The 19,837-nt window shown below is 73.7% G+C and carries 20 protein-coding genes, 2 tRNA genes, 1 other RNA gene, 1 pseudogene and 1 riboswitch; of the genes and pseudogenes, 15 read left to right on the forward strand and 9 right to left on the reverse strand.

Features of this window, described 5'->3' with window-relative positions:
- Window positions 1-20: 20 nt before the first annotated feature.
- Genes Ae150APs1_RS23945 through Ae150APs1_RS23955 form a run of 3 tightly spaced genes read right to left on the reverse strand, consistent with a single transcriptional unit; the run spans window position 21 to window position 3,385 of the window.
- Complete coding sequence (locus Ae150APs1_RS23945) at window positions 21-653, reverse strand: hypothetical protein (protein ID WP_075300453.1); 633 nt, start codon at window positions 651-653, stop codon at window positions 21-23.
- Window positions 650-1,942, reverse strand: coding sequence for an amidase (locus tag Ae150APs1_RS23950; protein ID WP_139317042.1), 1,293 nt, complete (start codon window positions 1,940-1,942; stop codon window positions 650-652). The genes Ae150APs1_RS23945 and Ae150APs1_RS23950 overlap by 4 nt, the downstream gene beginning before the upstream one ends.
- Before the next feature lie 39 nt (window positions 1,943-1,981).
- Window positions 1,982-3,385, reverse strand: a complete 1,404-nt coding sequence (locus Ae150APs1_RS23955; protein ID WP_075300455.1) for an MFS transporter — start codon at window positions 3,383-3,385, stop codon at window positions 1,982-1,984.
- A 315-nt stretch (window positions 3,386-3,700) separates the two neighbouring features.
- Here Ae150APs1_RS23955 and Ae150APs1_RS34415 point away from each other — a divergent pair, with 315 nt between their 5' ends.
- Window positions 3,701-3,832 (forward strand): hypothetical protein, encoded by a 132-nt coding sequence (locus tag Ae150APs1_RS34415; RefSeq protein WP_255356989.1) that lies wholly within the window; start codon window positions 3,701-3,703, stop codon window positions 3,830-3,832.
- A gap of 58 nt (window positions 3,833-3,890) precedes the next feature.
- On the opposite strand, the gene Ae150APs1_RS23960 is transcribed toward Ae150APs1_RS34415, so the two are convergent.
- A complete protein-coding gene (locus tag Ae150APs1_RS23960; protein WP_139317043.1) occupies window positions 3,891-5,174 on the reverse strand; it encodes a M20 family metallopeptidase in 1,284 nt (427 codons plus the stop codon).
- 50 nt (window positions 5,175-5,224) lie between these two features.
- On the opposite strand from Ae150APs1_RS23960, the gene Ae150APs1_RS23965 reads away from it, so the two are divergent.
- From Ae150APs1_RS23965 to Ae150APs1_RS23975, 3 genes are all read left to right on the forward strand, one after another.
- Window positions 5,225-5,740: a tRNA adenosine deaminase-associated protein gene (locus tag Ae150APs1_RS23965; protein WP_010227860.1), complete on the forward strand. Its 516-nt coding sequence runs from the start codon at window positions 5,225-5,227 to the stop codon at window positions 5,738-5,740.
- 1 nt (window position 5,741) lies between these two features.
- Complete coding sequence (locus tag Ae150APs1_RS23970; RefSeq protein ID WP_075300457.1) at window positions 5,742-6,215, forward strand: nucleoside deaminase; 474 nt, start codon at window positions 5,742-5,744, stop codon at window positions 6,213-6,215.
- A 21-nt stretch (window positions 6,216-6,236) separates the two neighbouring features.
- Window positions 6,237-6,325: transfer RNA gene (locus tag Ae150APs1_RS23975), tRNA-Ser, on the forward strand.
- Window positions 6,326-6,544: 219 nt separating this feature from the next.
- On the opposite strand, the gene Ae150APs1_RS23980 is transcribed toward Ae150APs1_RS23975, so the two are convergent.
- Window positions 6,545-6,754 carry a hypothetical protein gene (locus tag Ae150APs1_RS23980; RefSeq protein WP_075300459.1) on the reverse strand — a complete coding sequence of 70 codons (210 nt, stop codon included), beginning with the start codon at window positions 6,752-6,754 and terminating at the stop codon, window positions 6,545-6,547.
- A gap of 755 nt (window positions 6,755-7,509) precedes the next feature.
- Here Ae150APs1_RS23980 and Ae150APs1_RS23985 point away from each other — a divergent pair.
- The 4 genes and pseudogenes from Ae150APs1_RS23985 (at window position 7,510) to Ae150APs1_RS24000 (ending at window position 11,611) form a co-directional block, all read left to right on the forward strand.
- Window positions 7,510-7,884, forward strand: coding sequence for a hypothetical protein (locus Ae150APs1_RS23985; protein ID WP_010227867.1), 375 nt, complete (start codon window positions 7,510-7,512; stop codon window positions 7,882-7,884).
- Window positions 7,885-8,303: 419 nt separating this feature from the next.
- A pseudogene (locus Ae150APs1_RS23990) lies at window positions 8,304-10,579 on the forward strand (molybdopterin cofactor-binding domain-containing protein).
- A 34-nt stretch (window positions 10,580-10,613) separates the two neighbouring features.
- The gene (locus Ae150APs1_RS23995) at window positions 10,614-11,084 is read left to right on the forward strand and encodes a (2Fe-2S)-binding protein (protein WP_010227871.1); all 471 of its coding nucleotides are present in this window, start codon (window positions 10,614-10,616) and stop codon (window positions 11,082-11,084) included.
- 137 nt (window positions 11,085-11,221) lie between these two features.
- A complete protein-coding gene (locus tag Ae150APs1_RS24000; RefSeq protein ID WP_075300461.1) occupies window positions 11,222-11,611 on the forward strand; it encodes a hypothetical protein in 390 nt (129 codons plus the stop codon).
- Here Ae150APs1_RS24000 and Ae150APs1_RS24005 read toward each other — a convergent pair.
- Window positions 11,608-11,922 (reverse strand): SMR family transporter, encoded by a 315-nt coding sequence (locus Ae150APs1_RS24005; RefSeq protein WP_075300463.1) that lies wholly within the window; start codon window positions 11,920-11,922, stop codon window positions 11,608-11,610. The two genes, Ae150APs1_RS24000 and Ae150APs1_RS24005, sit on opposite strands and share 4 nt — an antisense overlap.
- 20 nt (window positions 11,923-11,942) lie before the next feature.
- Window positions 11,943-12,009: riboswitch (guanidine-III (ykkC-III) riboswitch) on the reverse strand.
- Between the two features lie 136 nt (window positions 12,010-12,145).
- On the opposite strand from Ae150APs1_RS24005, the gene Ae150APs1_RS24010 reads away from it, so the two are divergent.
- The 4 genes from Ae150APs1_RS24010 (at window position 12,146) to Ae150APs1_RS24025 (ending at window position 15,100) form a co-directional block, all read left to right on the forward strand.
- Complete coding sequence (locus tag Ae150APs1_RS24010) at window positions 12,146-13,039, forward strand: metal ABC transporter substrate-binding protein (RefSeq protein ID WP_249266591.1); 894 nt, start codon at window positions 12,146-12,148, stop codon at window positions 13,037-13,039.
- Window positions 13,036-13,761 carry a metal ABC transporter ATP-binding protein gene (locus tag Ae150APs1_RS24015; protein WP_060574250.1) on the forward strand — a complete coding sequence of 242 codons (726 nt, stop codon included), beginning with the start codon at window positions 13,036-13,038 and terminating at the stop codon, window positions 13,759-13,761. The genes Ae150APs1_RS24010 and Ae150APs1_RS24015 overlap by 4 nt, the downstream gene beginning before the upstream one ends.
- Window positions 13,758-14,636: a metal ABC transporter permease gene (locus tag Ae150APs1_RS24020; protein ID WP_075300465.1), complete on the forward strand. Its 879-nt coding sequence runs from the start codon at window positions 13,758-13,760 to the stop codon at window positions 14,634-14,636. Before Ae150APs1_RS24015 ends, Ae150APs1_RS24020 begins: the two co-directional genes overlap by 4 nt.
- A 101-nt stretch (window positions 14,637-14,737) precedes the next feature.
- Complete coding sequence (locus tag Ae150APs1_RS24025) at window positions 14,738-15,100, forward strand: nuclear transport factor 2 family protein (protein WP_075300467.1); 363 nt, start codon at window positions 14,738-14,740, stop codon at window positions 15,098-15,100.
- 19 nt (window positions 15,101-15,119) lie between these two features.
- Here the strand turns inward: Ae150APs1_RS24025 and Ae150APs1_RS24030 are convergent, their stop codons facing one another.
- Window positions 15,120-15,509, reverse strand: coding sequence for a nuclear transport factor 2 family protein (locus Ae150APs1_RS24030; RefSeq protein WP_075300469.1), 390 nt, complete (start codon window positions 15,507-15,509; stop codon window positions 15,120-15,122).
- 339 nt (window positions 15,510-15,848) lie between these two features.
- Between Ae150APs1_RS24030 and Ae150APs1_RS34420 the strand changes: the two genes are divergently transcribed.
- Window positions 15,849-15,983: a hypothetical protein gene (locus Ae150APs1_RS34420; protein ID WP_255356987.1), complete on the forward strand. Its 135-nt coding sequence runs from the start codon at window positions 15,849-15,851 to the stop codon at window positions 15,981-15,983.
- A gap of 99 nt (window positions 15,984-16,082) precedes the next feature.
- On the opposite strand, the gene Ae150APs1_RS24035 is transcribed toward Ae150APs1_RS34420, so the two are convergent.
- Window positions 16,083-16,170 (reverse strand) — tRNA-Ser (locus Ae150APs1_RS24035).
- Between the two features lie 80 nt (window positions 16,171-16,250).
- Here Ae150APs1_RS24035 and ffs point away from each other — a divergent pair.
- Together ffs and Ae150APs1_RS24045 are read left to right on the forward strand one after the other, a co-directional pair.
- Window positions 16,251-16,345: signal recognition particle sRNA small type (gene ffs / locus Ae150APs1_RS24040), an RNA gene on the forward strand.
- Between the two features lie 63 nt (window positions 16,346-16,408).
- On the forward strand, window positions 16,409-18,940 hold the full coding sequence (locus Ae150APs1_RS24045; protein ID WP_075300471.1) for a DNA polymerase III subunit gamma and tau: 2,532 nt from the start codon (window positions 16,409-16,411) through the stop codon (window positions 18,938-18,940).
- 16 nt (window positions 18,941-18,956) lie between these two features.
- Here Ae150APs1_RS24045 and Ae150APs1_RS24050 read toward each other — a convergent pair whose 3' ends face one another.
- Window positions 18,957-19,748, reverse strand: a complete 792-nt coding sequence (locus Ae150APs1_RS24050; protein ID WP_083680339.1) for an N-acetylmuramoyl-L-alanine amidase — start codon at window positions 19,746-19,748, stop codon at window positions 18,957-18,959.
- Window positions 19,749-19,837 lie beyond the last annotated feature (89 nt).

Consider the following 19,837-nt stretch of genomic DNA (forward strand, 5'->3'; position numbering starts at 1 on the left):
CCCGCCCGCGGCCCGCTCGATCACGCCCCGGACTCCAGAAACGCCGCACCGCACGGCGAGATCCGGTAGCCGACCTCCAGGCTCTCGGTCAGCCCGAGGTCCTTGAGCTTGCGGACGTCGAGCTTGAACGGGTCCCGCTCCCGCCCGGCCCGCGCGGCGAGATCGGCGGCGCGCTCCCCGGGGTGCGCCGCGACCAGCCGCAGCGTCGCCCGGGTCCACGGCCCGTGCCACGACGCCCGGTCGAGCCGGTCCAGCCGCGCCGCGGTCGCGTCGAGGCCGTCCACGGACTCCCGCAGCGCGATCCGCGGATCCGTACCCGCCGCACGCAGCCGGATCCGCCAGACCGGGTCCTCGTCGCGCACCCCGTCGCCGGTCGCCGCACCCGTCGCGTGGGGTGCGGCGGCACGTGACGGGGTGCCACGGGGCCGGCGGAACGACCGCAGCACCTCGGCCACGGACGCCGCACCGGCGGCGCGGGCGTCGTCGTCGGTGAGGGTCGCCGGATCGACCTGCTCGACCGCGACGATCTCCACGACGCCCGCCGCGGTCCGCAGCGTCGAGCCGGCCCGGACCCGCGGCCGTGCCCACCGGCGGTAGACGCGGTCCACCTCGCCCGCGGCGACCCCGCGCGCCACCGCGACCGGGAGGATCACCGCAGTGCCCCCTCGAGCGCGCGCCCCAGGTTCAGCAGGACGTCCTCGCCGACGGTGATCCCGGCGAGCTGGACGCCGGCCGGGAGCCCCGGCACCGGCACCGGCAGCGCCACCACCGGGCGGTCGGTGAGGTTGAACGGCACCGTCGCCTCGAGCAGCGAGAGCATGACCGACGCCCCCGCGGACTCCTCCTCGCCGATCGGTGTCGCCCGCAGCTTCGTGGTGGGGCAGAGGAGGACGTCGCAGGTCAGCCGGTCGAGGAACGCGGCGGAGAGCCGGGCGCGGTCCCGCCTCGCGTCGATGTAGTGGTGGGCGGGGGCGTCGGCGGACCGGACGAACCGCGCGGCCGTCGCCGGCTGGTACTCGTCGCGGCGGGTGGCGTACCACCTCCGGTGCGTCGCGTACGCCTCCGCGCCGGTGATCGTCGCGTACGTCGCGGCCAGCTCCGCGACGTCGGGGGTGTCCTGGTCGGACACCGGGTGGCCGAGCGCGGCGAGCGCGTCCGCCGCACCCCGGACGGCGTCGGCGATCGCAGGGTCGTGCGGCCGCCACCAGGCACCGGTCGCGACGCCGATCCGCAGCCGACGGCCGTCGGCGGCCGGTCCCGCGGCACCCAGCGCGGCCCGGGCCGTCGCGAGCCCGGCCGCGTCGGCCGCGATCAGGCCGACGGTGTCGAACGACTCGGCCAGCGGGAACACCCCCGCGCCCGGGAGCGCGCCGCGCCGGGGCTTGAGCCCGGCGACGCCGCAGAGCGCGGCCGGGGTGCGGACGCTGGCCCCGGTGTCGGTCCCGACGGCCAGCGGCAGGTGCCCCGCGGCGACGGCCGCCGCGGACCCCGACGACGACCCGCCCGTCACCCGGGACAGGTCGTGCGGGTTGCGGGCCGGGCCGGTCGCCGCGACGTCGCCGACCGGCCCGTAGGCGAACTCGTGGGTGTGCAGCTTCCCGACGACGACCGCCCCGGCCGCCCGCAGCATCGCGACGACCGGTGCGTCGGCGCCCGCGGGCGGGGCGTCGGCGAGGATCCGGGACCCGCACCGGGTCGGCAGCCCCGCGACGTCGACCAGGTCCTTGATCCCGACCGCGACGCCGTGCAGCGGCCCGGCCCGCTCCCCGCGGGCGGACATCGCCGTCAGCTCGGCCGCGCGGGCCCGGGCGCGGTCGGCGTCGAGCTCGATCACGCAGTTGGTCTCGTCCCGCTCCAGCCGGGCGAGGACGTCGTCGACGTGCTCGGTGGGGGAGATCCCGCCGGTGTCCAGGGCCCGCAACAGTTCGGGGAGCGACAGCACGCGCTCAGCGTGCCGCCGCTCCCCGGGGAGGACAAGCGATCAGTGCGTGGCGCGGGCGAGCTCCCGCGCCTCCTCCTCGCTGCCGGCGGACGGCTGCGACCCGCGCAGCGGCCTGCCGTTGGTCTCCGGCAGGAACCACAGCGTCACGACACCGACGACGCCGGCACCGATGAGGTAGTAGCCGGGCCACAGCAGGTCCCCGGTGGTCAGCACGAGTGCCGACATCACCAGCGACACGGTCCCCGCGAAGGCCGAGACGAAGATGTTGAACGCGATCGACAGGCCGCCGTAGCGGATCTCGGTCGGGAACACCGCGGGCAGCGTCGACGGGGCCGCCGAGGAGAAGCAGATCAGCAGCCCGCCCATGAGCACGAGGCCGAGCAGCACCGAGGGCACCGAGCCGTTCTGCATCAGCAGGATCATCGGGATGCCCAGGATGATCAGACCGCCGGCACCCGTCCACATGATCGGCTTGCGGCCGACCCGGTCCGAGAGCCGCCCGAGGAACGGGATGACCAGCACGGCGACCCAGAGCACGGCGATCTGCAGCCAGGCCGAGGTCTGCGAGTCGATCGGGGTGCCGCCGTGTGCGGCGACGTCGTCCTCCAGGTACGTCGGCATGTAGCTGGTGAGCATGTAGTTCGTGACGTTCCAGGCGACCACGATGCCGCCGACCATCATGAACGTCGGCAGGTACTTGGTGAAGATCAGCCGGAAGCCGTCCTTCACCTCGGTGCCCTCGCGCTCCTCCGACTGGGAGAGCAGCGTCTGGAACGCCGGGGTCTCCTCCAGCCGCACCCGCAGGTAGACGCCGACGAGGCCGAGCGGCAGCGCCACGAAGAACGGGATCCGCCAGCCCCAGTCGGCCATGAACTCCTCGCTGAAGATCAGCGGGAGGACCGACGCGACGGTGGCGCCGAAGGCGTAGCCGACGAACGTGCCGAGCTCCAGGAAGCTGCCGAAGTACCCGCGACGGCGGTCCGGGCTGTACTCGGCGATGAAGGTCATCGCACCCGCGTACTCGCCACCGGTGGAGAAGCCCTGCACCACCCGGGCGCAGACCAGCAGGATCGGTGCCGCGATCCCGATCGTCGCGTAGGACGGGATGAGCCCCATCAGGAACGTCCCGAACGCCATCATGATCACCGTGATGGACAGGACCTTGGTCCGGCCGATGCGGTCACCGAGCGGTCCGAAGAACAACCCGCCCAGCGGGCGGAAGAAGAACGCGACGGCGAACGTCGCGAACACGGCGACCTGGGCGAGTGGCCCGGGCGGAAAGAACTGCGCCTCGATCGTCGTGGCCAGATAGCCGTACACACCGAAGTCGAACCATTCGGTGATGTTCCCGACCGCGGCGGCGGCGACCGCCCGCTTCATGGTGGCCGGGTCGGTCACGGTGACGCCCGGATGGCTCCCACCTGCTTGTTCGTCCACGTCCATCCCCCTGACGACATCTGCGGAGAACCGACACTTCCGTCACGTAACTGTCGGTCCATGGTGATGTGTCCGATTTCGTACTTACTTTTGTCCAACGCTAACCAACGGCTCGGAGAACTGCCGGGCGGAGCGGTATCGACGTGTGGCACGAATCATCGGTCCACCGTTCCCCGCGGGGCGGACATCACCCGGGGGCCGGTGGGAGAATCCCTGGTGGGCGCAGTCAGCGTCGTCGTATCGCAAGCGCCGTCGTACCGCCCGGGTCATCCGGACCCGGCCATCGGACACGGCGCGTGCCACCGGTGAGGAGGAGCCGTCATGGCGACCGTTTTCATGTCGATCATCGCGAGCACGGGAGCAGGCCTGGCGGTCACCGCCGGCCTGGCCGCCTACGCCCAGCGCAACTGGAAGGGCTACGGCCGCGCGGCCGTCGCGGACGAGACCGCCTGAGAGACGTCGTGACCGTGGGGCGGGTCCTGCCGGACCCGCCCCACCGTCGTGTCCGGGATCAGGACAGGGCGGCCAGCGCCAGCCCGCTGAGGACCGCGACGCCGGACGGGAACGCGGCCTCGTCGAACACCACCCGGTTCGAGTGGTTCGGTGCGGCCTCGCCCGCCGCGACGCCCGGCGGCCGCGCCCCGAGGAAGGCGAGCGCGCCCGGGATGCGCTGCAGCACGTAGGAGAAGTCCTCGGACCCCATGAGCGGGTCACGCATCGGGACGCAGGCGCGGGTGCCGAGCACCCGCCTGCCCACGTCGGCCAGCGACGCGGTCGCGGCCTCGTCGTTCACCGTCACCGGGTAGCCGGGGACGATCGTCACCTCCGCGGTGCAGCCGTGCGCGAGCGCGACCTGGCGGCAGTGCTCGCCGATCTCGCGGTGCAGCAGTGCCCGCACCGGCTCGGACAGGGTGCGCAGCGTCCCGGTCAGCTCGGCGGTCTCCGGGATGACGTTGTCCGTGGTGCCCGCCTGGATCCGGGCGACCGTCAGCACCGCCGCCTCCTGCGGCCCCACCCGCCGGGTGAGCACCGTCTGCAGCCCGCCGACCATCGCCGCGGCCGCCGGGACGGGATCACACGCGTCCTGCGGGGCCGACGCGTGCCCGCCCCGTCCGGTCACCCGGACCTCCACGACGTCGGCCGCGGCCATGATCGGGCCCGGCCGGTGGTGCAGCTCCCCGGCCGGCACGGTGGAGGAGATGTGCAGGGCGTAGGCCAGCTCGGGGCCGTCGTCCAGCAGCCCGTCGTCGATCATGTGCCGGGCCCCGTGGAACCCCTCCTCGCCCGGCTGGAACATCAGCAGCACCCGGCCCGCGATACGGTCCCGGTGGCCCGCGAGCAGGCGGGCCGCGGAGGCGAGCATCGCCGTGTGGGTGTCGTGCCCGCAGGCGTGCATCGCGCCGTCGGTCCGGGACGCGAACTCCAGCCCGGTGGCCTCCTGAAGGGGGAGCGCGTCCATGTCCCCGCGCAGCAGCACCGTCGGCCCCGGGCGATCGCCCTCCAGGACGGCGACGACCGAGCTGCACGACGTCCCCGTCCGGATCGTCAGCGGCAGGTCCCGCAGCGTCCGGAGCACGGCGTCGCGGGTGCGGGGCAGCTCCAGCCCGAGCTCCGGTGCGGCGTGCAGCTCCCGGCGCAGTGCGACGGTGCGCGGCTGGAGTGCCCGGGCGGCCGCGAGCAGGTCACCGGGCAGCCCGGCGACGGACGCGGCAGTGATCGGCACGGGGTTCGGCACCCACCGATCGTCGCCCACCACCGCCCGCCGGGCGACGGCGGCGCCGATGTGACCACGCATACCTGGTCGTGGCGTGGCTCACAGCGCCCATCGGACGTACCGTTGTCGTCGTGCCCACCCAGAGCGTCGAGGCCGCCCCGGACACCCGGGGCGCCGCCCTGCCCGGATTCGCGGTCGCCGCGATCCGCGAGGAGGGGCGGTGGCGCTGCGTCCGGCTCGACCAGGCCACCCTGGTCGACCTCGACGCGGCGATCACGGCCCTGCGCGCGCAGCGCTCCACCGGAGCCGTGCTGGGCCTGCTCGACGTCGACGACGAGTTCTTCGTCCTCCTGCGCCCGTCGCCGGGCGGGGTGCGGCTGCTGATCTCCGACGCCGTCGCGGCACTGGACTACGACGTCGCGGCCGACGTGCTGGACCTGCTCCGGGTCGAGCTCCCCCCGGACGACGACGCGCTGGACGACCCCTGGCCCGAGGGCGACCTCGGCATCGTGGCCGACCTCGGCCTGCCCGCCGACGAGCTGGAGATCCTGGTCGGCGACCTGGAGCTCTACCCCGACGAGCAGCTCGACACGATCGCCCGCCGCTGCGGCTTCGCCACCCAGCTGGACGAGCTCGTCAACGCCTGAGTTGTATCGCGCCGCCGACGACCGTGCCCTCGGTCGCGCCCTCGAGGTCGCGCGCGGTGCCGCCGCGAGTGACGACGTGCCGATCGGTGCGGTCGTGCTCGACGCCGACGGCACCGAGCTCGCCGCCGCCTGTAACGCACGGGAGGCGCTCGGGGACCCCACCGCACACGCCGAGGTGCTGGCCCTGCGCGCCGCCGCCCGCGTCGTCGGCTCCTGGCGGCTCACCGGCACGACCCTCGCCGTGACCGTCGAGCCGTGCACGATGTGTGCCGGCGCGATCGGGCTCGCCCGGGTCGAGCGGGTCGTGTTCGGCGCCTGGGAGCCGAAGACCGGGGCGGCCGGATCGCTGTGGGACGTGCTGCGCGACCGTCGGCTGAGCCACCGGCCCGAGGTCGTCGGCGGCGTCCGTGCTGGTGAGGCCGCCGCGCTGCTCCAGGAGTTCTTCGGCCGCCCCCCGTCCGTCAGCGAGGGGTAGCCGTCTTGTAGCCTTCTCGGCGGTAGCGTGTCCGAGCGGCCGAAGGAGCGCGCCTCGAAAGCGCGTGAGGTTCATAGCCTCCGTGGGTTCAAATCCCACCGCTACCGCCACACCGGGAAGCCGGGTCCGTCAGGGCCCGGCTTCCGGTCTTTCCGGGGGTCGATCGGCCCCTCGCCGCCCCGCATGCCGGAAGCCGGGCCCCTCCCCGGGACCCGGCCTCCGATCGTGCACCGGCGCGTCCGGCCGCCCCGACCCCCGACGGAGCGGCACGATGGACGACGCCGGCCCGGGCTCGACACTCTGCCCCTGTGTCGAGACCGGGTCGGCCCTCAGAGCAGGCCGTCGACCACCGGGCCCGCAGCCTCCCAGACACCGCCCAGCAGGCCACCGACGCCTTCGGCGACGCCGGTCAGCAGGCCGGTGCGGCCCTCGCCGTCGTCCGCGACGGACGACACGTGCTCGCCACCGACTGCGGAGTGGCCCTCGTAGGACTCACCCGCCATCGCGGACCCCGCCAGCCCGATGCCCGCGGCACCCACGGCGGCAGCTCCTACGGCGATCCGAACTCGATTCCTCACGTACCCGTTTCCTCTTGTCGATCGTTGTGACGGCGTGGCCCGGGACGACCCCGGAACACGGCGCGAATGCTGATCGACTCGCGACGAGGGCGGCAATCGGCCGTCGGGGCGCAGCCGAACGGGTGTACCGGCTGCCGGGCGGTCGAGCCCGGCGCGCTCGACCGGACGCCCGGCGGGGCCGGTGCGCCGGTCACGGCCGATGTCCCACGTCTGCCACCGCGGCGCGTGCGGGGTTGGCGCCAGGGCCGCAGGAGCGACGGACGGCGGCGGGGTTGCCCGGCGAACGCATGAATCCCGGATCGCAACGGGGCCGTGATCTGCGAGCGGCGCCGACGAGCGGAGCGGCCGCCACGATGACCGGCGGTCACCGGTCGCGAGCGGGTCTCGCCGGGGTGACGGGGCGGTCTCGGCGCCGGTGCGCGATGCGCCTCGCCTCCGGAGACCGTCGTGGGGGATGTCGTCGCGGCGGCCCGAGTCGTTTCACCCGGCGGCCGGTGACGTGTGCCGACGGCGTGGACGGCCGGTTGCCCGGCCCGGCCGGACCGGCGCACCGTTCCGCGGTGATCCGCTCCGAACCGCTCCGACCTGCGACGACACCGCCTCCGACCGTGGTCCGACGCCGCGGATCCACCCCTGCTCCGATGTGTCCGGCACCCGTCCGGCGCGACCCTGGAGGCACCTCGGAGACACGACCGGGAGACACGAAGGAGCTGGAGATGACCACCATGACCACCGACCCGCACGGACCCGCCCCGCGAGCGGCCGGAGACCCGGACGCCTACCCCGTGCTGACGGTCCTGATGCTGATGCTCGGCGGTTTCGTCCTGCCGGTCGTCGGCTGGCTGGCCGGCGTCGTGATGCTATGGACCGGCCGCGCCTGGAGCACCGGCGAGAAGTGGCTGGGGACGCTCGTGTGGCCGGCGGTCGTCGTCGTGCCGGGTGGTCTGGTGCTCGCCACCGGCGCGCTGGGAGGCGTGGGGAACGGCGCGCCGGGCTGGCTGATCGTCGCCGCGGCCGTGCTCGGTGTGCTGGGCGTCCTCGTCCTGCTGCCGTGGACCTTCGTCCGGCTCCTGCGCGCCGGGCGACGGTGATCCGGCCCGTGCACCGCGCCGCCGTGCACCCGCGCCCGTCGTCGGCTCCTCCGGCGCGGGTGCGGACGCGGCATTTCGGACGACACCCTGTCGCCGGTTCGATCTTTCTGGTCGCTGTTCACCCGTACGGGTGGCATGCGCCACTGGCAGGAAACCTGCCTGTGCGGACCCATGGCCTCCGATGGATCCGCATCTGCGGATAAGGGTGCCCTGACCGGCGAGTCGTTGACCTGCGAATCAGATGGTCGCACACAACCGTCCTCGCGGAGATCGATCGACAGCGTCCACGCGTACCGGCGCGTAACCGTCGAAAGAACCGCCTCGTTGCCCGTTTCGAGAACCCACGGCAGTCCCCGCTCCCCGCACACGGACGCCGCTGCACGGGCTCACGCAACGCAGCACCCCCGGAGAGGACAACGATGCCCGCTCACAGCGCGCCCGCCCCCGAGCGCCCGACGGCCGGCGGCAGCCGGAAGAACGTCAGTCGGCGCCGCTTCCTCGGCTACCTCGTCGCTGCCCCGACCCTGGTCGTCGCGGCAGAGATGGGTCGCCAGGCGGTGTTCAACGGCGCGCCGCAGGCGAACGCCGCGGCCATCCCCTCGTCGCCGCTGCCTGCCGAGCTCTACGACCTGCTCGACGCGCTGCGCGACCGACCGCGAACCTCATCAAGATCGAGGTCAACCGGGACGGCACGGTGTCGTTCGCGATGCCCCGCTCGGACAACGGCCAGGGCATCATCACCTCGACGCAGATGATCATCGCCGAGGAGATGGACCTCGACCCGGACCAGGTGATCGTCACCCTGGCCGATGCCCGCCCCGAGCTGGTGTTCAACCAGCTCACCGCCGGTTCGAGCACGACCTTCACCACGTTCGCGGCGTTCCGGGTCGCGGCGGCTCTGGCCAAGGGCCGCCTGCTCGACGCCGCTGCGGCGGAGCTGGGGCAGGACAAGGCCGTCCTCACGAGCCGGACCGGGCTGATCCTGGGGCAGAACGGCGAGGGGCTGCCGTTCGGCGAGCTGACCGAGGCGGCGGCCAGCCCGGTGAACGAGGCGGTCGAGGTCATCCTCAAGCCGCGCGAGGAGTTCACCGTCATCGGGAAGCCGCGGACCAAGTCCGACGCCCGGGCGATGGTGACGGGCAAGAAGCAGTTCGCCACCGACCTGGCGATCCCCGACGCACTGCCGACCGTCATCTGCCGCGGGCCGAACCTCAACTCCGCCCCGCAGGGCGCGAACAACATCGACGAGGTCCGGAACATGCCCGGCGTCACCGATGTCGAGGAGATGACGACCGGCGTCGCGGTCCGGGCCAAGACCTTCGGCCAGGCGATCGACGGCGTCAACGCGCTGGACGTCAACTGGGACGGCGGCACGGTCGAGGGCGAGAGCGACCAGACGGTCCTGGACCAGCTCCGCCGGGCCGAGCTGCCACTCGCCGTCCCGCAGGTTCCGGGCGACACGCTCGAGGGCGACTTCACCTTCTACTTCCGCAGCAACTCCTCGCTGGAGACCAACTGCGCGATCGCCGATGTGCGCGGCGACACCGCGGAGATCTGGGGTCCGGCCAAGAACCCGATCGCCGCGCAGGCCGAGATCGCCAAGAAGCTGGGCATCCCGCAGAACTCGGTCACGTTCCACGTGACCGAGGGTGGTGGGTCGTTCGGTCGGAAGCTGTTCTCGGACGCCGCCGAGGAGGCGGCAGAGGTCTCCCAGCTCATGGGCAAGCCGGTCAAGCTGATGTGGACCCGCTCCGACGACTCGCGCCAGGGCCGTACCCACCCGATGGCGACCTGCCGCGTGCGAGCCCAGGTCAGTGGTGAGGCGGTCACCGCGGCGGCCCAGAAGGCGCCGGGCGGCAACTACACGGTCTCGCAGGCCCTCTACATCACCACGCAGACCAACCCGTACAACGTCGGCGTGGCGACCTCCCTGCTCAACGAGATCGACATGCGGTTCAACACCAGCTCGATGCGCAACATCTACTCACCGGACACGGCGACCGCGCGTGAGCTGATGATCGACCAGGTGGCGGCGAAGATGGGCAAGGACCCGTACGAGTTCCGGTCCGCCTACACCAAGCTGGAGCGCTACAAGAAGGTCCTGGACCGGGCGGCCGAGGAGGCCGACTGGGGCAAGTCCATGGCGGACGGCACCGCGCAGGGCATCGCGATGCACGTCGAGTACAAGGGTGTCGCAGTCGCCGTCGTCGAGCTGGACTGCCGCCCGGAGACGGTGAACCGGGAGATCCGCTCGGCGCGGACCGGTCCGCGCGTCACCAAGGTGACCTACGTCGTCGACCCCGGCCTGATCATCAACCCGCGCGGCTACGAGGCGCAGATGATGGGCGGCATCAACGACGGCATCGCCATGACACTGACCTCGGGCCTGCACCTCGAGGACGGTCACTTCATCGAGGCGAGCTGGGACAACTACTTCTACACCCGGCAGTGGAACACCCCGCCCGAGATGAACATCGTCCTCATCGAGGACTCCGAGGCCCCGGAGCCGGGTGGGGCCGGAGAGTTCGGTGTCGCCGCCACCTGTGGCGCGATCGCCTGTGCCTACGCCCGCGCCGCCGGCGAGGTGCCCACCCAGTTCCCGATCCTGCACAACGAGCCGCTGCCGTTCGAGCCGTACCCGACGATCCCGCCGGTCCCGCCGTCGCCCACCGACGGCCGCGAGCTGGCGCGCTGAGCGCGGCCCCTCCAGAGCTGAATCAGGAGTTCTCATGTCCACTCAGACTTTCAAGCTCAACGGCGAGACCGTCACCGTCGAGGTCGAGGACGACGTCCGGTTGCTGTGGGTCCTGCGCGACGTGCTCGGGGTGACCGGCCCGAAGTACGGCTGCGGGATCAACGTCTGCAAGGCCTGCACCAGCCACGTCAACGGCAAGGCCTTCAACCCCTGCGCCACGCCGGTCGGCAGTCTCGAGGAGGGTGACGAGATCACCACGATCGAGGGCCTTGCCGACGGCGACACCCTGCACCCGATGCAGGAGGCCTGGATCGAGTACGACGTCGCGCAGTGCGGGTACTGCCAGCCCGGCCAGATCATGGCCGCGGTCGCCCTGGTCAAGCGGGCCCAGGCCGAGGGCTTCTCGATCGACGACGAGGCCCTCGACGAGATCCGCAACATCTGCCGGTGCGGCACCTACAACCGCATCCGTGAGGCGATCAAGGCCGGCGCCGACAACATGTGATCGTCCGGCGCGGCCGCAGCGCCGGCGTCGAGCTAGGCCGTTAGGGTGTACGGCAGGTCACTGCCGCACAGCACCGGCCACGCTCCCCGCGGGCCGCGCCGGTGCAGCACGCTCCCCAGACCGATAGGACGGATTCGATGCAGAACCGCATGCGCCGCTCCCTGATCGCCCTCGGCGCCATGGGCGCCGTGGCGTTCCCGCTGGCCGGGATCGCCAGCGCGGACGAGAGCGACGAGGGCCACGGCTACCCCAGCACCCAGAGCCCGACCCAGAGTGTGGACGCCGTCGGTGCGACCACCGGGTCGTTCGGCGCGAGCTTCCTCGACGCCGCGGACACGTTCTCGCCGGACAACCGGCCGGACGGTGTCAACGGCACCGACACCGAGATCCCGCAGGCGGACCCAGCGGTTCGTCGAGGGTCCCCTCGGCGGGCTGCTGAAGGACGGACCCTTCGAGTAAGGGGCTCCCCGCGCGGCGGCGGGGTCGGACCGGGGAGACCCGGACCGGCCCCGCCGTCGTCGTTCTAGTGGGCGAGCTTCAGCCCGACCACGCCGCCGACGATCGCCAGCAGGCACAGCAGCCGCGCGGTCGTCGCGGGCTCGCCCAGCGCGGCCATCCCGTAGATCGCCGTGCCGACCGCGCCGATGCCGACCCAGATCGCGTACGCGGTCCCGACCGGCAGGTCCCGCAGGGCCAGCGACAGCCCGCCCATGCTCAGCACCAGCGCCACGCCGAAGACGATCGACGGCGTCAGCCGGCTGAAGCCCCGGCTCTGTGACAGGGCCGCGGCCCACACCGTCTCCAGCAGGCCGGAGACGACCAGATAGATCCACGCCATGACGACACTCCTCCCGGACAGCTGCGTCGTCTTGGCGATCCGGGTACGGCGTGTCTCGTCCGGGGAGCCCGCCGTGCGGCGGTCCGGATCCCAGTCTGCCCGGTCGCGCGGGACGGGCAAGCGATGGTGACCGGTCCGACCACGGATCTTGCTCGTCGCTGATCCCTCCCGCATAGTGTTCGGCATGCCTAACTCACGGTCTATGGCCTGGCGAACATCTGGGGTGTTGCTGGCCTGTGTGCTGGTCCTCGCCGGGTGCGGAGCGGGGCCGGAGCCCGCGGACCCGGACGACCCGCGTCCGGTCGTGCTGGCGACCTTCACCGTGATCGCCGACATGGCCCGCGAGGTCGGCGGCGACCGGGTCCGGGTCGAGTCGATCACCCGCCCCGGGGCGGAGATCCACGACTACGAGCCGGTCCCCGGTGACCTGGTGCGCGGCGCGGACGCGGACCTGGTGCTCGACAACGGGCTCGGTCTGGAGCGCTGGTTCGAGCAGTTCGTGGACCGGTCCGAGGCCCGGTCGGCGACCGTGAGCGACGGCGTCGACGTGCTGCCGATCGCCGCGGGGGAGTACCGCGACCGCCCGAACCCGCACGCCTGGATGTCGCCGGTGGCCGGCGAGCGCTACGTCGCGAACATCCGCGACGCGCTCGTGGAGCTCGACCCGGCGGGACGCGACGTCTACACCGCCAACGCGGCCGGCTACGCCGAGCGGATCCGGCAGGTCGGGGAGGAGCTCCGGGCCGACCTGGGCCGGCTGCCCGACGCCCAGCGGGTGCTCGTGACCTGTGAGGGCGCGTTCTCCTACCTGGCCCGGGACATGGGGCTGCGGGAGTCCTACCTGTGGCCGGTGAACAGCGACGCCGAGGGCACCCCGGACCAGATCGCGTCGACGATCGCCGTCGTCCGGGACGACGCGGTGCCCGCCGTGTTCTGCGAGAGCACCGTGAACGACTCCGCGCAGCGGCAGGTCGCCGCCGAGACCGGCGCCCGGCTGGCGGGCCCGCTCTACGTCGACTCGCTGTCCGAGGAGGGCGGTCCGGTACCCAGCTACCTCGACCTGCTCCGGCACGACGCCCGGGTGATCTCGGACGGGCTGACGGGGGCGCAGCCGTGACCGCCGCGGTGCTGGAGGTGACCGGCCTGTCGGTGCGCTACGGCGAGGTCATCGCGCTCGACGGCGTCGACCTCCGGCTCGGCGCCGGCACCGTCTGCGGGCTGCTGGGGACCAACGGCTCCGGCAAGTCGACACTGTTCTCCGCCGTCATGGGGCTGGTCCGGCCGCACGCCGGCACCGTCCGGGTCGGCGACGGCGACGTCCGCGCGGCCCGGCGGGCGGCCGCGATCGCGTACATGCCGCAGGCCGAGGCGATCGACAGGGACTTCCCGATCGTCGCGCACGAGGTCGTCATGACCGGGCGCTACGGCCGCATGGGGATCGGTCGCAGGCCCCGGGCGGCCGACCGGACGGCCGTCGCCGACGCGCTGGAGCGGGTCGGCCTGACCGGCCTGGCCGACCGGCAGATCGGCAGGCTGTCGGGCGGTCAGCGCAAGCGGGTGTTCCTCGCCAGGGCGATCGCCCAGGACGCGCCGCTGCTGCTGCTCGACGAGCCGTTCGCCGGTGTCGACCACGGCACGCAGGAGGCGATGACGGCGGTCCTGCACGAGCTGCGCGACGCCGGCCGCACCGTCCTCGTGTCGACGCACGACATCGGCGGCGTCGAGCGGCTGTGCGACCGGGCGGTCCTGCTGGCCAACCGGCTGCTGGCCGACGGCCCGCCGGGCGAGGTGCTCACCCCCGGGGTGCTGGGCCGCGTGTTCGGGTTCTCCGCCACATGATCGCCTGGGTGCTGGAGCCGCTGCAGTTCGGGTTCATGCAGCGTGCGCTGCTCGTCGCGGTCGTGGCAGGCTCGGTCGGCGCGCTGCTGTCCTGCTGGCTGACCCTCGTCGGCTGGTCGCTGATGGGCGACGCCGTGTCGCACGCGGTGCTGCCCGGGGTGGTGCTGTCCTACATCGTCGGGATCCCGTTCGGGATCGGCGCGTTCGTGTTCGGCGCCGGTGCCGTCGGTCTGATCGGGCTGGTCCGGCGGACGTCGCGGGTGAAGGAGGACGCCGCGATCGGCGTCGTGTTCACCGGGCTGTTCGCGCTCGGGCTGATCCTGATCTCGCGCACTCCCAGCGACACCGACCTGTCCCACATCCTGTTCGGGAACCTGCTCGGGCTGTCCGTCGCCGACGTCGTCCAGATCGTCGTGCTGGGCCTCGTGACGATCGCGGTGGTCGCGCTGCGCCGGCGGGACTTCACCCTGGTCGCGTTCGACCGGGTGCACGCGCACGCGGTCGGGATCGACCCGCGCCGGGTGGAGGCCCTGCTGCTCGGGCTGCTCGCGCTCGCCGTCGTGGTCGCGCTGCAGGCTGTCGGGATCGTGCTGGTGGTGGCGGTGCTGATCATCCCCCGGGCGACGGCCTTCCTGCTGACGGACCGGATGGAGCGGATGCTGCTCCTCGCCGTCGGGGTGGCGGTCGTCGCCGGGGTGGCGGGCACCTATGTCAGCTACTACGCGAACGTCTCCACCGGGGGTGCGGTGGTGGTCAGCCTGGCCACGACGTTCGCGCTGGCGTACCTGTTCGGGCCGCGGCACGGCGTGATCGCGCGGTACCTGGCCGGGCGGCGTCCCGCGGTGCAGGAACCCGGTGCCCGGCGGGCGGGGTGACGGCCGGGTCGTCGCGACGGCGGGTTCGCGGGCGGCGCAGCGATCCGCCCGGAGCGAACGGCGGGCACCCCGCAGTGCCGCCCGGACTACCGTCCGGCCGCATGGACGACGACCTCCGCACGGCCGAACGGCGGCTGCAGGCCGCCCAGCTCGCCTCCGACGTCACGGAGCTGGACGCCCTGCTCGACGACGCGGCGCTGTTCACGGGCCCGGACGGGACGGTCCTGGCCAAGGCCGACGACCTGCGGGCCCACCGTGACGGTGCACAGGTCCTGCGGCGGAGCGAGGAGCTGGAGCTCCGCACCCGGGTGGCCGGCCCGACCGGGGTCACCTGGGTGCTCGTCGCGCTGGAGGGGGAGACGGCGGGCGAGGCGTTCGCCGCCCGGGTCCGCTACACCCGCACCTGGGCGCACGACGGCGCGGGCTGGCGGGTGCTCGCCGCCCACGCGTCCGTCGTGGGCTGAACGGCGATCCGCGGCCGGGTCAGAACATGCCGTTGTCGTTGGCCGAGGTCGCCGGGACGACCTGCAGGACGTCCCTGTGCTCGACGATCCGGCCGTCGTCGTCCACGCGGAAGATGTCGATCCCGGCGTAGTCGTCGCCACCCGGCCAGGTCTGGTGGCAGTGCAGCACGACCAGGTCGCCCTCGGCGACGACACGGACGAACCGCACGTGCTTGCCGGGGTACTCCGCGGCCATCCGTTCGAAGTAGTCGACGAAGGCCTGCTTGCCGTCGGCGACGTGCACGTTGTGCTGGGTGTAGGTGTCCCCGGCGTAGCGCTCCAGCGCCTCGGCGGGCCTGCACCCGTTGAACATCAGGTCGTAGAACGCCCGGACGTTGTCCTTGTTGGCCTGCAGGTCGGTGCCGGTCATGACGGGCTCGCCTCCGCTGTGCGGTGTTCGGTCCGGACGGACCGCCCAACCGGGACGTCCCCGGTTTCATTCCGCTCCACGACCGGCGACGCGCGAGGGGCAGCCCACCGTCCGGTCCCGACCGGCCGTATGTCCGCGATGCGCACCGAATGGCCAGTCTCCGACCAGTCGTGCTGATTCCCTTGCGCACCAATGCCACCACGGTGTGATGTGAATCTCCTCATGTCGTCGCGACGTCGACCTCCGCGACGGTTCCGGGCTGCGGCCCGGAGCTGCCCGGCCGGCAACGAGGAGGTAGCCGTGGAGGGAAGGCCTCACGAGAGGTCGCAGGTGGTGTCGGTGCCCTCGATGATCGATCCGGCCGAGCTCAGCACCGAGGTGCTCGAAGCGCTGCTCGACGCGTGCGGTCGTGAGCTGCACCGGCGTCAGCAGACCCCGACGGGTCTCGTGCTGATCGAGGTGCACCCGTCCTGAGTCGCGGCCCCGGGCGGCGGCACGGCGGCCGCACCTGCGTCCGGAACGCCGAACGCCGGGCCACCCGTGGGGTGTGCCCGGCGCTCTGCCTTTTCAGGCTGGCGGAGGATACGGGATTTGAACCCGTGAGGGATTGCTCCCAACACGCTTTCCAAGCGTGCGCCCTAGGCCACTAGGCGAATCCTCCGCGAAGAAGGTTACCTGCCGCCCGGGGCCGTCCGTCACGGCCCCCTCGGCCCCGGCGGGCCCGCTCCGTGGCACACTGTCCGTGGACCCCGTGCGGCGTCCATCCTGTGAACTCCCCCAGGGCCGGAAGGCAGCAAGGGTCAACAGGCTCTGGCGGGTGCGCGGGGTCCCCTTCTGTCTCCGGCCGGTCGGTGTTCCCGGTGTCGGAAACCGTCGGCCCCCCTCGGTAACCTCGCGGCGTGGCTCTGGCTCTGTACCGCAAGTACCGCCCGGCCAAGCTGGCCGACGTCGTGGGGCAGGAGCACGTCACCGAGCCCCTGGCCACTGCCCTGTCCGCGGGGCGGGTCAACCATGCGTACCTGTTCTCGGGCCCGCGCGGCTGCGGGAAGACGTCGTCGGCGCGGATCCTGGCCCGCTCGCTGAACTGCGTCCAGGGGCCCACGCCGGACCCGTGCGGCGAGTGCGGGTCCTGCGTGTCGCTCGCACCCGAGGGTCCGGGGAACATCGACGTCATCGAGCTCGACGCGGCCTCGCACGGTGGTGTCGAGGACGCGCGCGAGCTGCGTGACCGTGCGTTCTACGCGCCCGCCGAGTCGCGGTACCGCGTGTTCGTGGTCGACGAGGCGCACATGGTCACCACCCAGGGCTTCAACGCGCTGCTCAAGATCGTCGAGGAGCCGCCGGAGCACCTGGTGTTCGTGTTCGCGACCACCGAGCCGGACAAGGTGCTGCCGACGATCCGCTCGCGCACCCACCACTACCCGTTCCGGCTGATCCCGCCGGGGACCATGCGCTCGCTGCTGGAGAGGATCTGCGGCGACGAGGAGGTCACCGTCGCGCCGCCGGTGTTCCCGCTGGTCATCCGGGCCGGCGGCGGCTCGGCGCGGGACACGCTGTCGGTGCTGGACCAGCTGCTGGCCGGTGCGGGCGACGGTGGGGTCACCTACGAGCGCGCGGTCGCCCTGCTCGGGGTCACCGACTCGGGCCTCATCGACGACGCGGTGGACGCGCTCGCCGCGGCCGACGGGGCCGCCGTCTACGGCGCGGTCGACCGGCTCGTCGAGGCCGGTCACGATCCCCGCCGGTTCGCGTCCGACCTGTTGCAGCGCTTCCGCGACCTGATGCTGGTCCAGGTCGTCCCGGACGCCGCGGAGCAGGGGCTGGTCGACGGTGCCGAGGACGAGCTCTCCCGGATGGCCGACCAGGCGGCCCGGCTCGGTCCGGCCGCGCTGACCCGCTACGGCGAGATCCTGCACCAGGGCCTGATCGACATGCGGGGCGCGACGGCTCCGCGGCTGCTGCTGGAGCTGCTGTGCGCCCGGATGCTGCTGCCGGCGGCGGCGACGACGTCGGACGGCGGGCTCCTCGAGCGGCTGGAGCGGATCGAGCGGCGCAATGCGATCGCCGTCGACCCCGGCGACGACGGCGGGGCCGCCAAGCGCTTCGTGCGGCCCAGCGAGCGGTCCGGTCAGGGTGGCGACGCGGCGTCGCGGCCGGCCGCGGCCGACGGCGGGTCCGCTCCTGCCGCCGGGAACGGTCGCGGCGCCTCGACGCCGGCCGCGGCGGTGCCGGCCGGCGGTGCCGCTCCGGCGCGGGAGCAGGCCGGCGCCGGTGGCGACGACGCCCGTGAATGCGCGGCGGCCGAGCCCACGCCGGCCACCGAGCGGGCGGCGGGTGCGGAGTCCAGCGGTGCAGGGCCCGCGGCAGGGCCCGCGGCAGGGTCGGGCGGTACACGGCAGGCGCCGGAGCGTCCCGTCCCGGATACCGACACCGAGAGCTCCGTCGAGCCGCGGAGCGAGGCCGCTGGAGCCTCCGTCACCCCGCAGGCCACCGGCTCGCCGCCGCAGGCCACCACGGAGCAGGAGGCCACCACGGAGCCGCAGGCTCCCGTGGGGGAGCCGGCTCCCGCGGGGAGTACCGCCGCCGCGGGCGAGCCCGCCGCGAGGGATCAGGCGGCCGAGCCGCTCCCGCCGGCCCCCGGACACCGGACCACGCCGGCCCCCGAGCCACAGCCCGGAGCCGGGCCGGACGAGGCGGCGAGGCACCCCGACCCGCCGCGCGACGGGGCCCCCGCGGACGCGGTCCCGCCGTCGTCGGCGCAGCCCGCGCCCGCGGTCGCGTCGCTGGACGCGACCGCCGTCCGACGGGTGTGGCCGGAGATCCTCGCCGCCGTCCGCCAGCGCAGCCGCAGCACCGAGGCGCTGCTGGTCAACGCCACCGTCCGGGCGGTCGACGGGGACACCCTGGTGCTGGCGATCGGCGCCCCGCCGCTGGCCCGGCGGCTCTCCGAGTCGCGCAACACCGACGTGATCAGCGAGGCGCTGCGCGCTGTGCTCGGCGTGCAGTGGCAGGTCCGCTGCGACCAGGGCGAGGCGGCCGGGCAGCAGCGCCGGGCCGCGCCGGAACGCCAGCAGCGCCCGGTCCCGCAGCGACCGTCCCAGCGGCAGGCCGCGCAGCAGGGCGACGGGGCGCAGGCTCGTCCGGCCCGGCGCCAGGGCGGTCCGGACGGCGACATCCCGCTGCCGCCCGAGCCCCCGCCGGAGGATGCACCACCCGACCCGCACGAGGGTGGACCCGCCCGGGGCGGCCGTACCGCGGCGGGCGGGCAGGGAGCGCCGTCCCCGCGCGCCAGCCAGGCCGACGAGGAGGAGGCGATGCTCGCGGAGGCCGCGGCCGAGGCGTCGGCACCGGGTGTGCGGCGCGATCCGGAGGCCGCGGCGCTCGGGATCCTGCAGGAGCACCTGGGCGCCCGCACCGTCGACCCGAAGTGACGCCGGGCCCGCGGGGTCAGCGCCCGAGGTGGGCGAGCACCCCGGCGCTCACGGCGGCCGCGTAGCGGTCCCGGCCCTGCGGGCTCGACATCGCCGCGGCCTCGGCGGGGTTGCGCATGTTCCCCGCCTCGACCAGCGCTGTCGGGACGGCGGACGTGTTCAGCCCGGCGAGGTCGTCGCGACCGTCGAGTCCGTCCCGTCCGATGTAGTCGGCGGGCGGGATCCCGTCGGAGCGCAGCGCGTCGCGCAGCGTGGTGGCGAGCCGCAGCGACTCCGGTCCGGTCCCGTGCACGGGTGGGTCCGCGTAGGCGACGTGGAAGCCGCGGGCCGACGGGCTCGATCCGTCGGCGTGCAGCGACACCGCGGCCACGGCGCCGGCCCGGCGGGCGGCCGCGCCGCGCTCGTCGACGCAGGGGCCGACACCGTCGTCGTCGGTCCGGGTCATGACCACCCGCACCCCGGCGGCCTCCAGCCGGGTCCGGACCCGCTGGGCGAGGTCCCAGGTGAAGGCATGCTCGGGATAGCCGTCCGAGGTGGAGGTGCCGGTCGTGTTGCACGGTTTCGTCCCACCGCGCCCGTCCGGGACCTGGCGGGTGACCGCCGTCCGGGCCGCGGCGTTCCCGCCGTTGTGGCCGGGATCGAGGAGCACGACCGGTGCCGGCGGTTCCGGTGTGCGGGCGGCGACCGGGGCGGTCCGGGAGGTGGTGTCCGCGGCGGCCGGGCCGGGCTCGGGCGGCGGTGTGCATCCCGTGCACAGCGCGGCTGCGGCCAGGGCGGCGACGGCGGCGGAGCGGATCGGGGTGAGCACGGTGCGACAGCCTGACACGGCTACCCTGGTGGGGGAGACGTCCGCACCGGCCGTGTCGGGGTGACACACCCGGACGCGCGGGCCGGGAC

This window comes from Pseudonocardia sp. Ae150A_Ps1, from assembly GCF_001932315.1.
In the GTDB taxonomy this organism is placed as follows: Bacteria; Actinomycetota; Actinomycetes; order Mycobacteriales; family Pseudonocardiaceae; genus Pseudonocardia.

Bases quoted from the DNA above. Each gene is read 5' to 3' on its own strand.
- Ae150APs1_RS23985 (WP_010227867.1), top strand. From the start codon at position 7,510: ATGACCACCATGACCACCGACCCGCACGGACCCGCCCCGCGAGCGGCC.
- Ae150APs1_RS23955 (WP_075300455.1), bottom strand. From the start codon at position 3,385: ATGGACGTGGACGAACAAGCAGGTGGGAGCCATCCGGGCGTCACCGTG.
- Ae150APs1_RS24005 (WP_075300463.1), bottom strand. From the start codon at position 11,922: ATGGCGTGGATCTATCTGGTCGTCTCCGGCCTGCTGGAGACGGTGTGG.
- Ae150APs1_RS24000 (WP_075300461.1), top strand. From the start codon at position 11,222: ATGCAGAACCGCATGCGCCGCTCCCTGATCGCCCTCGGCGCCATGGGC.
- Ae150APs1_RS23995 (WP_010227871.1), top strand. From the start codon at position 10,614: ATGTCCACTCAGACTTTCAAGCTCAACGGCGAGACCGTCACCGTCGAG.
- Ae150APs1_RS24020 (WP_075300465.1), top strand. From the start codon at position 13,758: ATGATCGCCTGGGTGCTGGAGCCGCTGCAGTTCGGGTTCATGCAGCGT.
- Ae150APs1_RS23960 (WP_139317043.1), bottom strand. From the start codon at position 5,174: ATGCGTGGTCACATCGGCGCCGCCGTCGCCCGGCGGGCGGTGGTGGGC.
- Ae150APs1_RS24030 (WP_075300469.1), bottom strand. From the start codon at position 15,509: ATGACCGGCACCGACCTGCAGGCCAACAAGGACAACGTCCGGGCGTTC.
- Ae150APs1_RS34415 (WP_255356989.1), top strand. From the start codon at position 3,701: ATGGCGACCGTTTTCATGTCGATCATCGCGAGCACGGGAGCAGGCCTG.
- Ae150APs1_RS24025 (WP_075300467.1), top strand. From the start codon at position 14,738: ATGGACGACGACCTCCGCACGGCCGAACGGCGGCTGCAGGCCGCCCAG.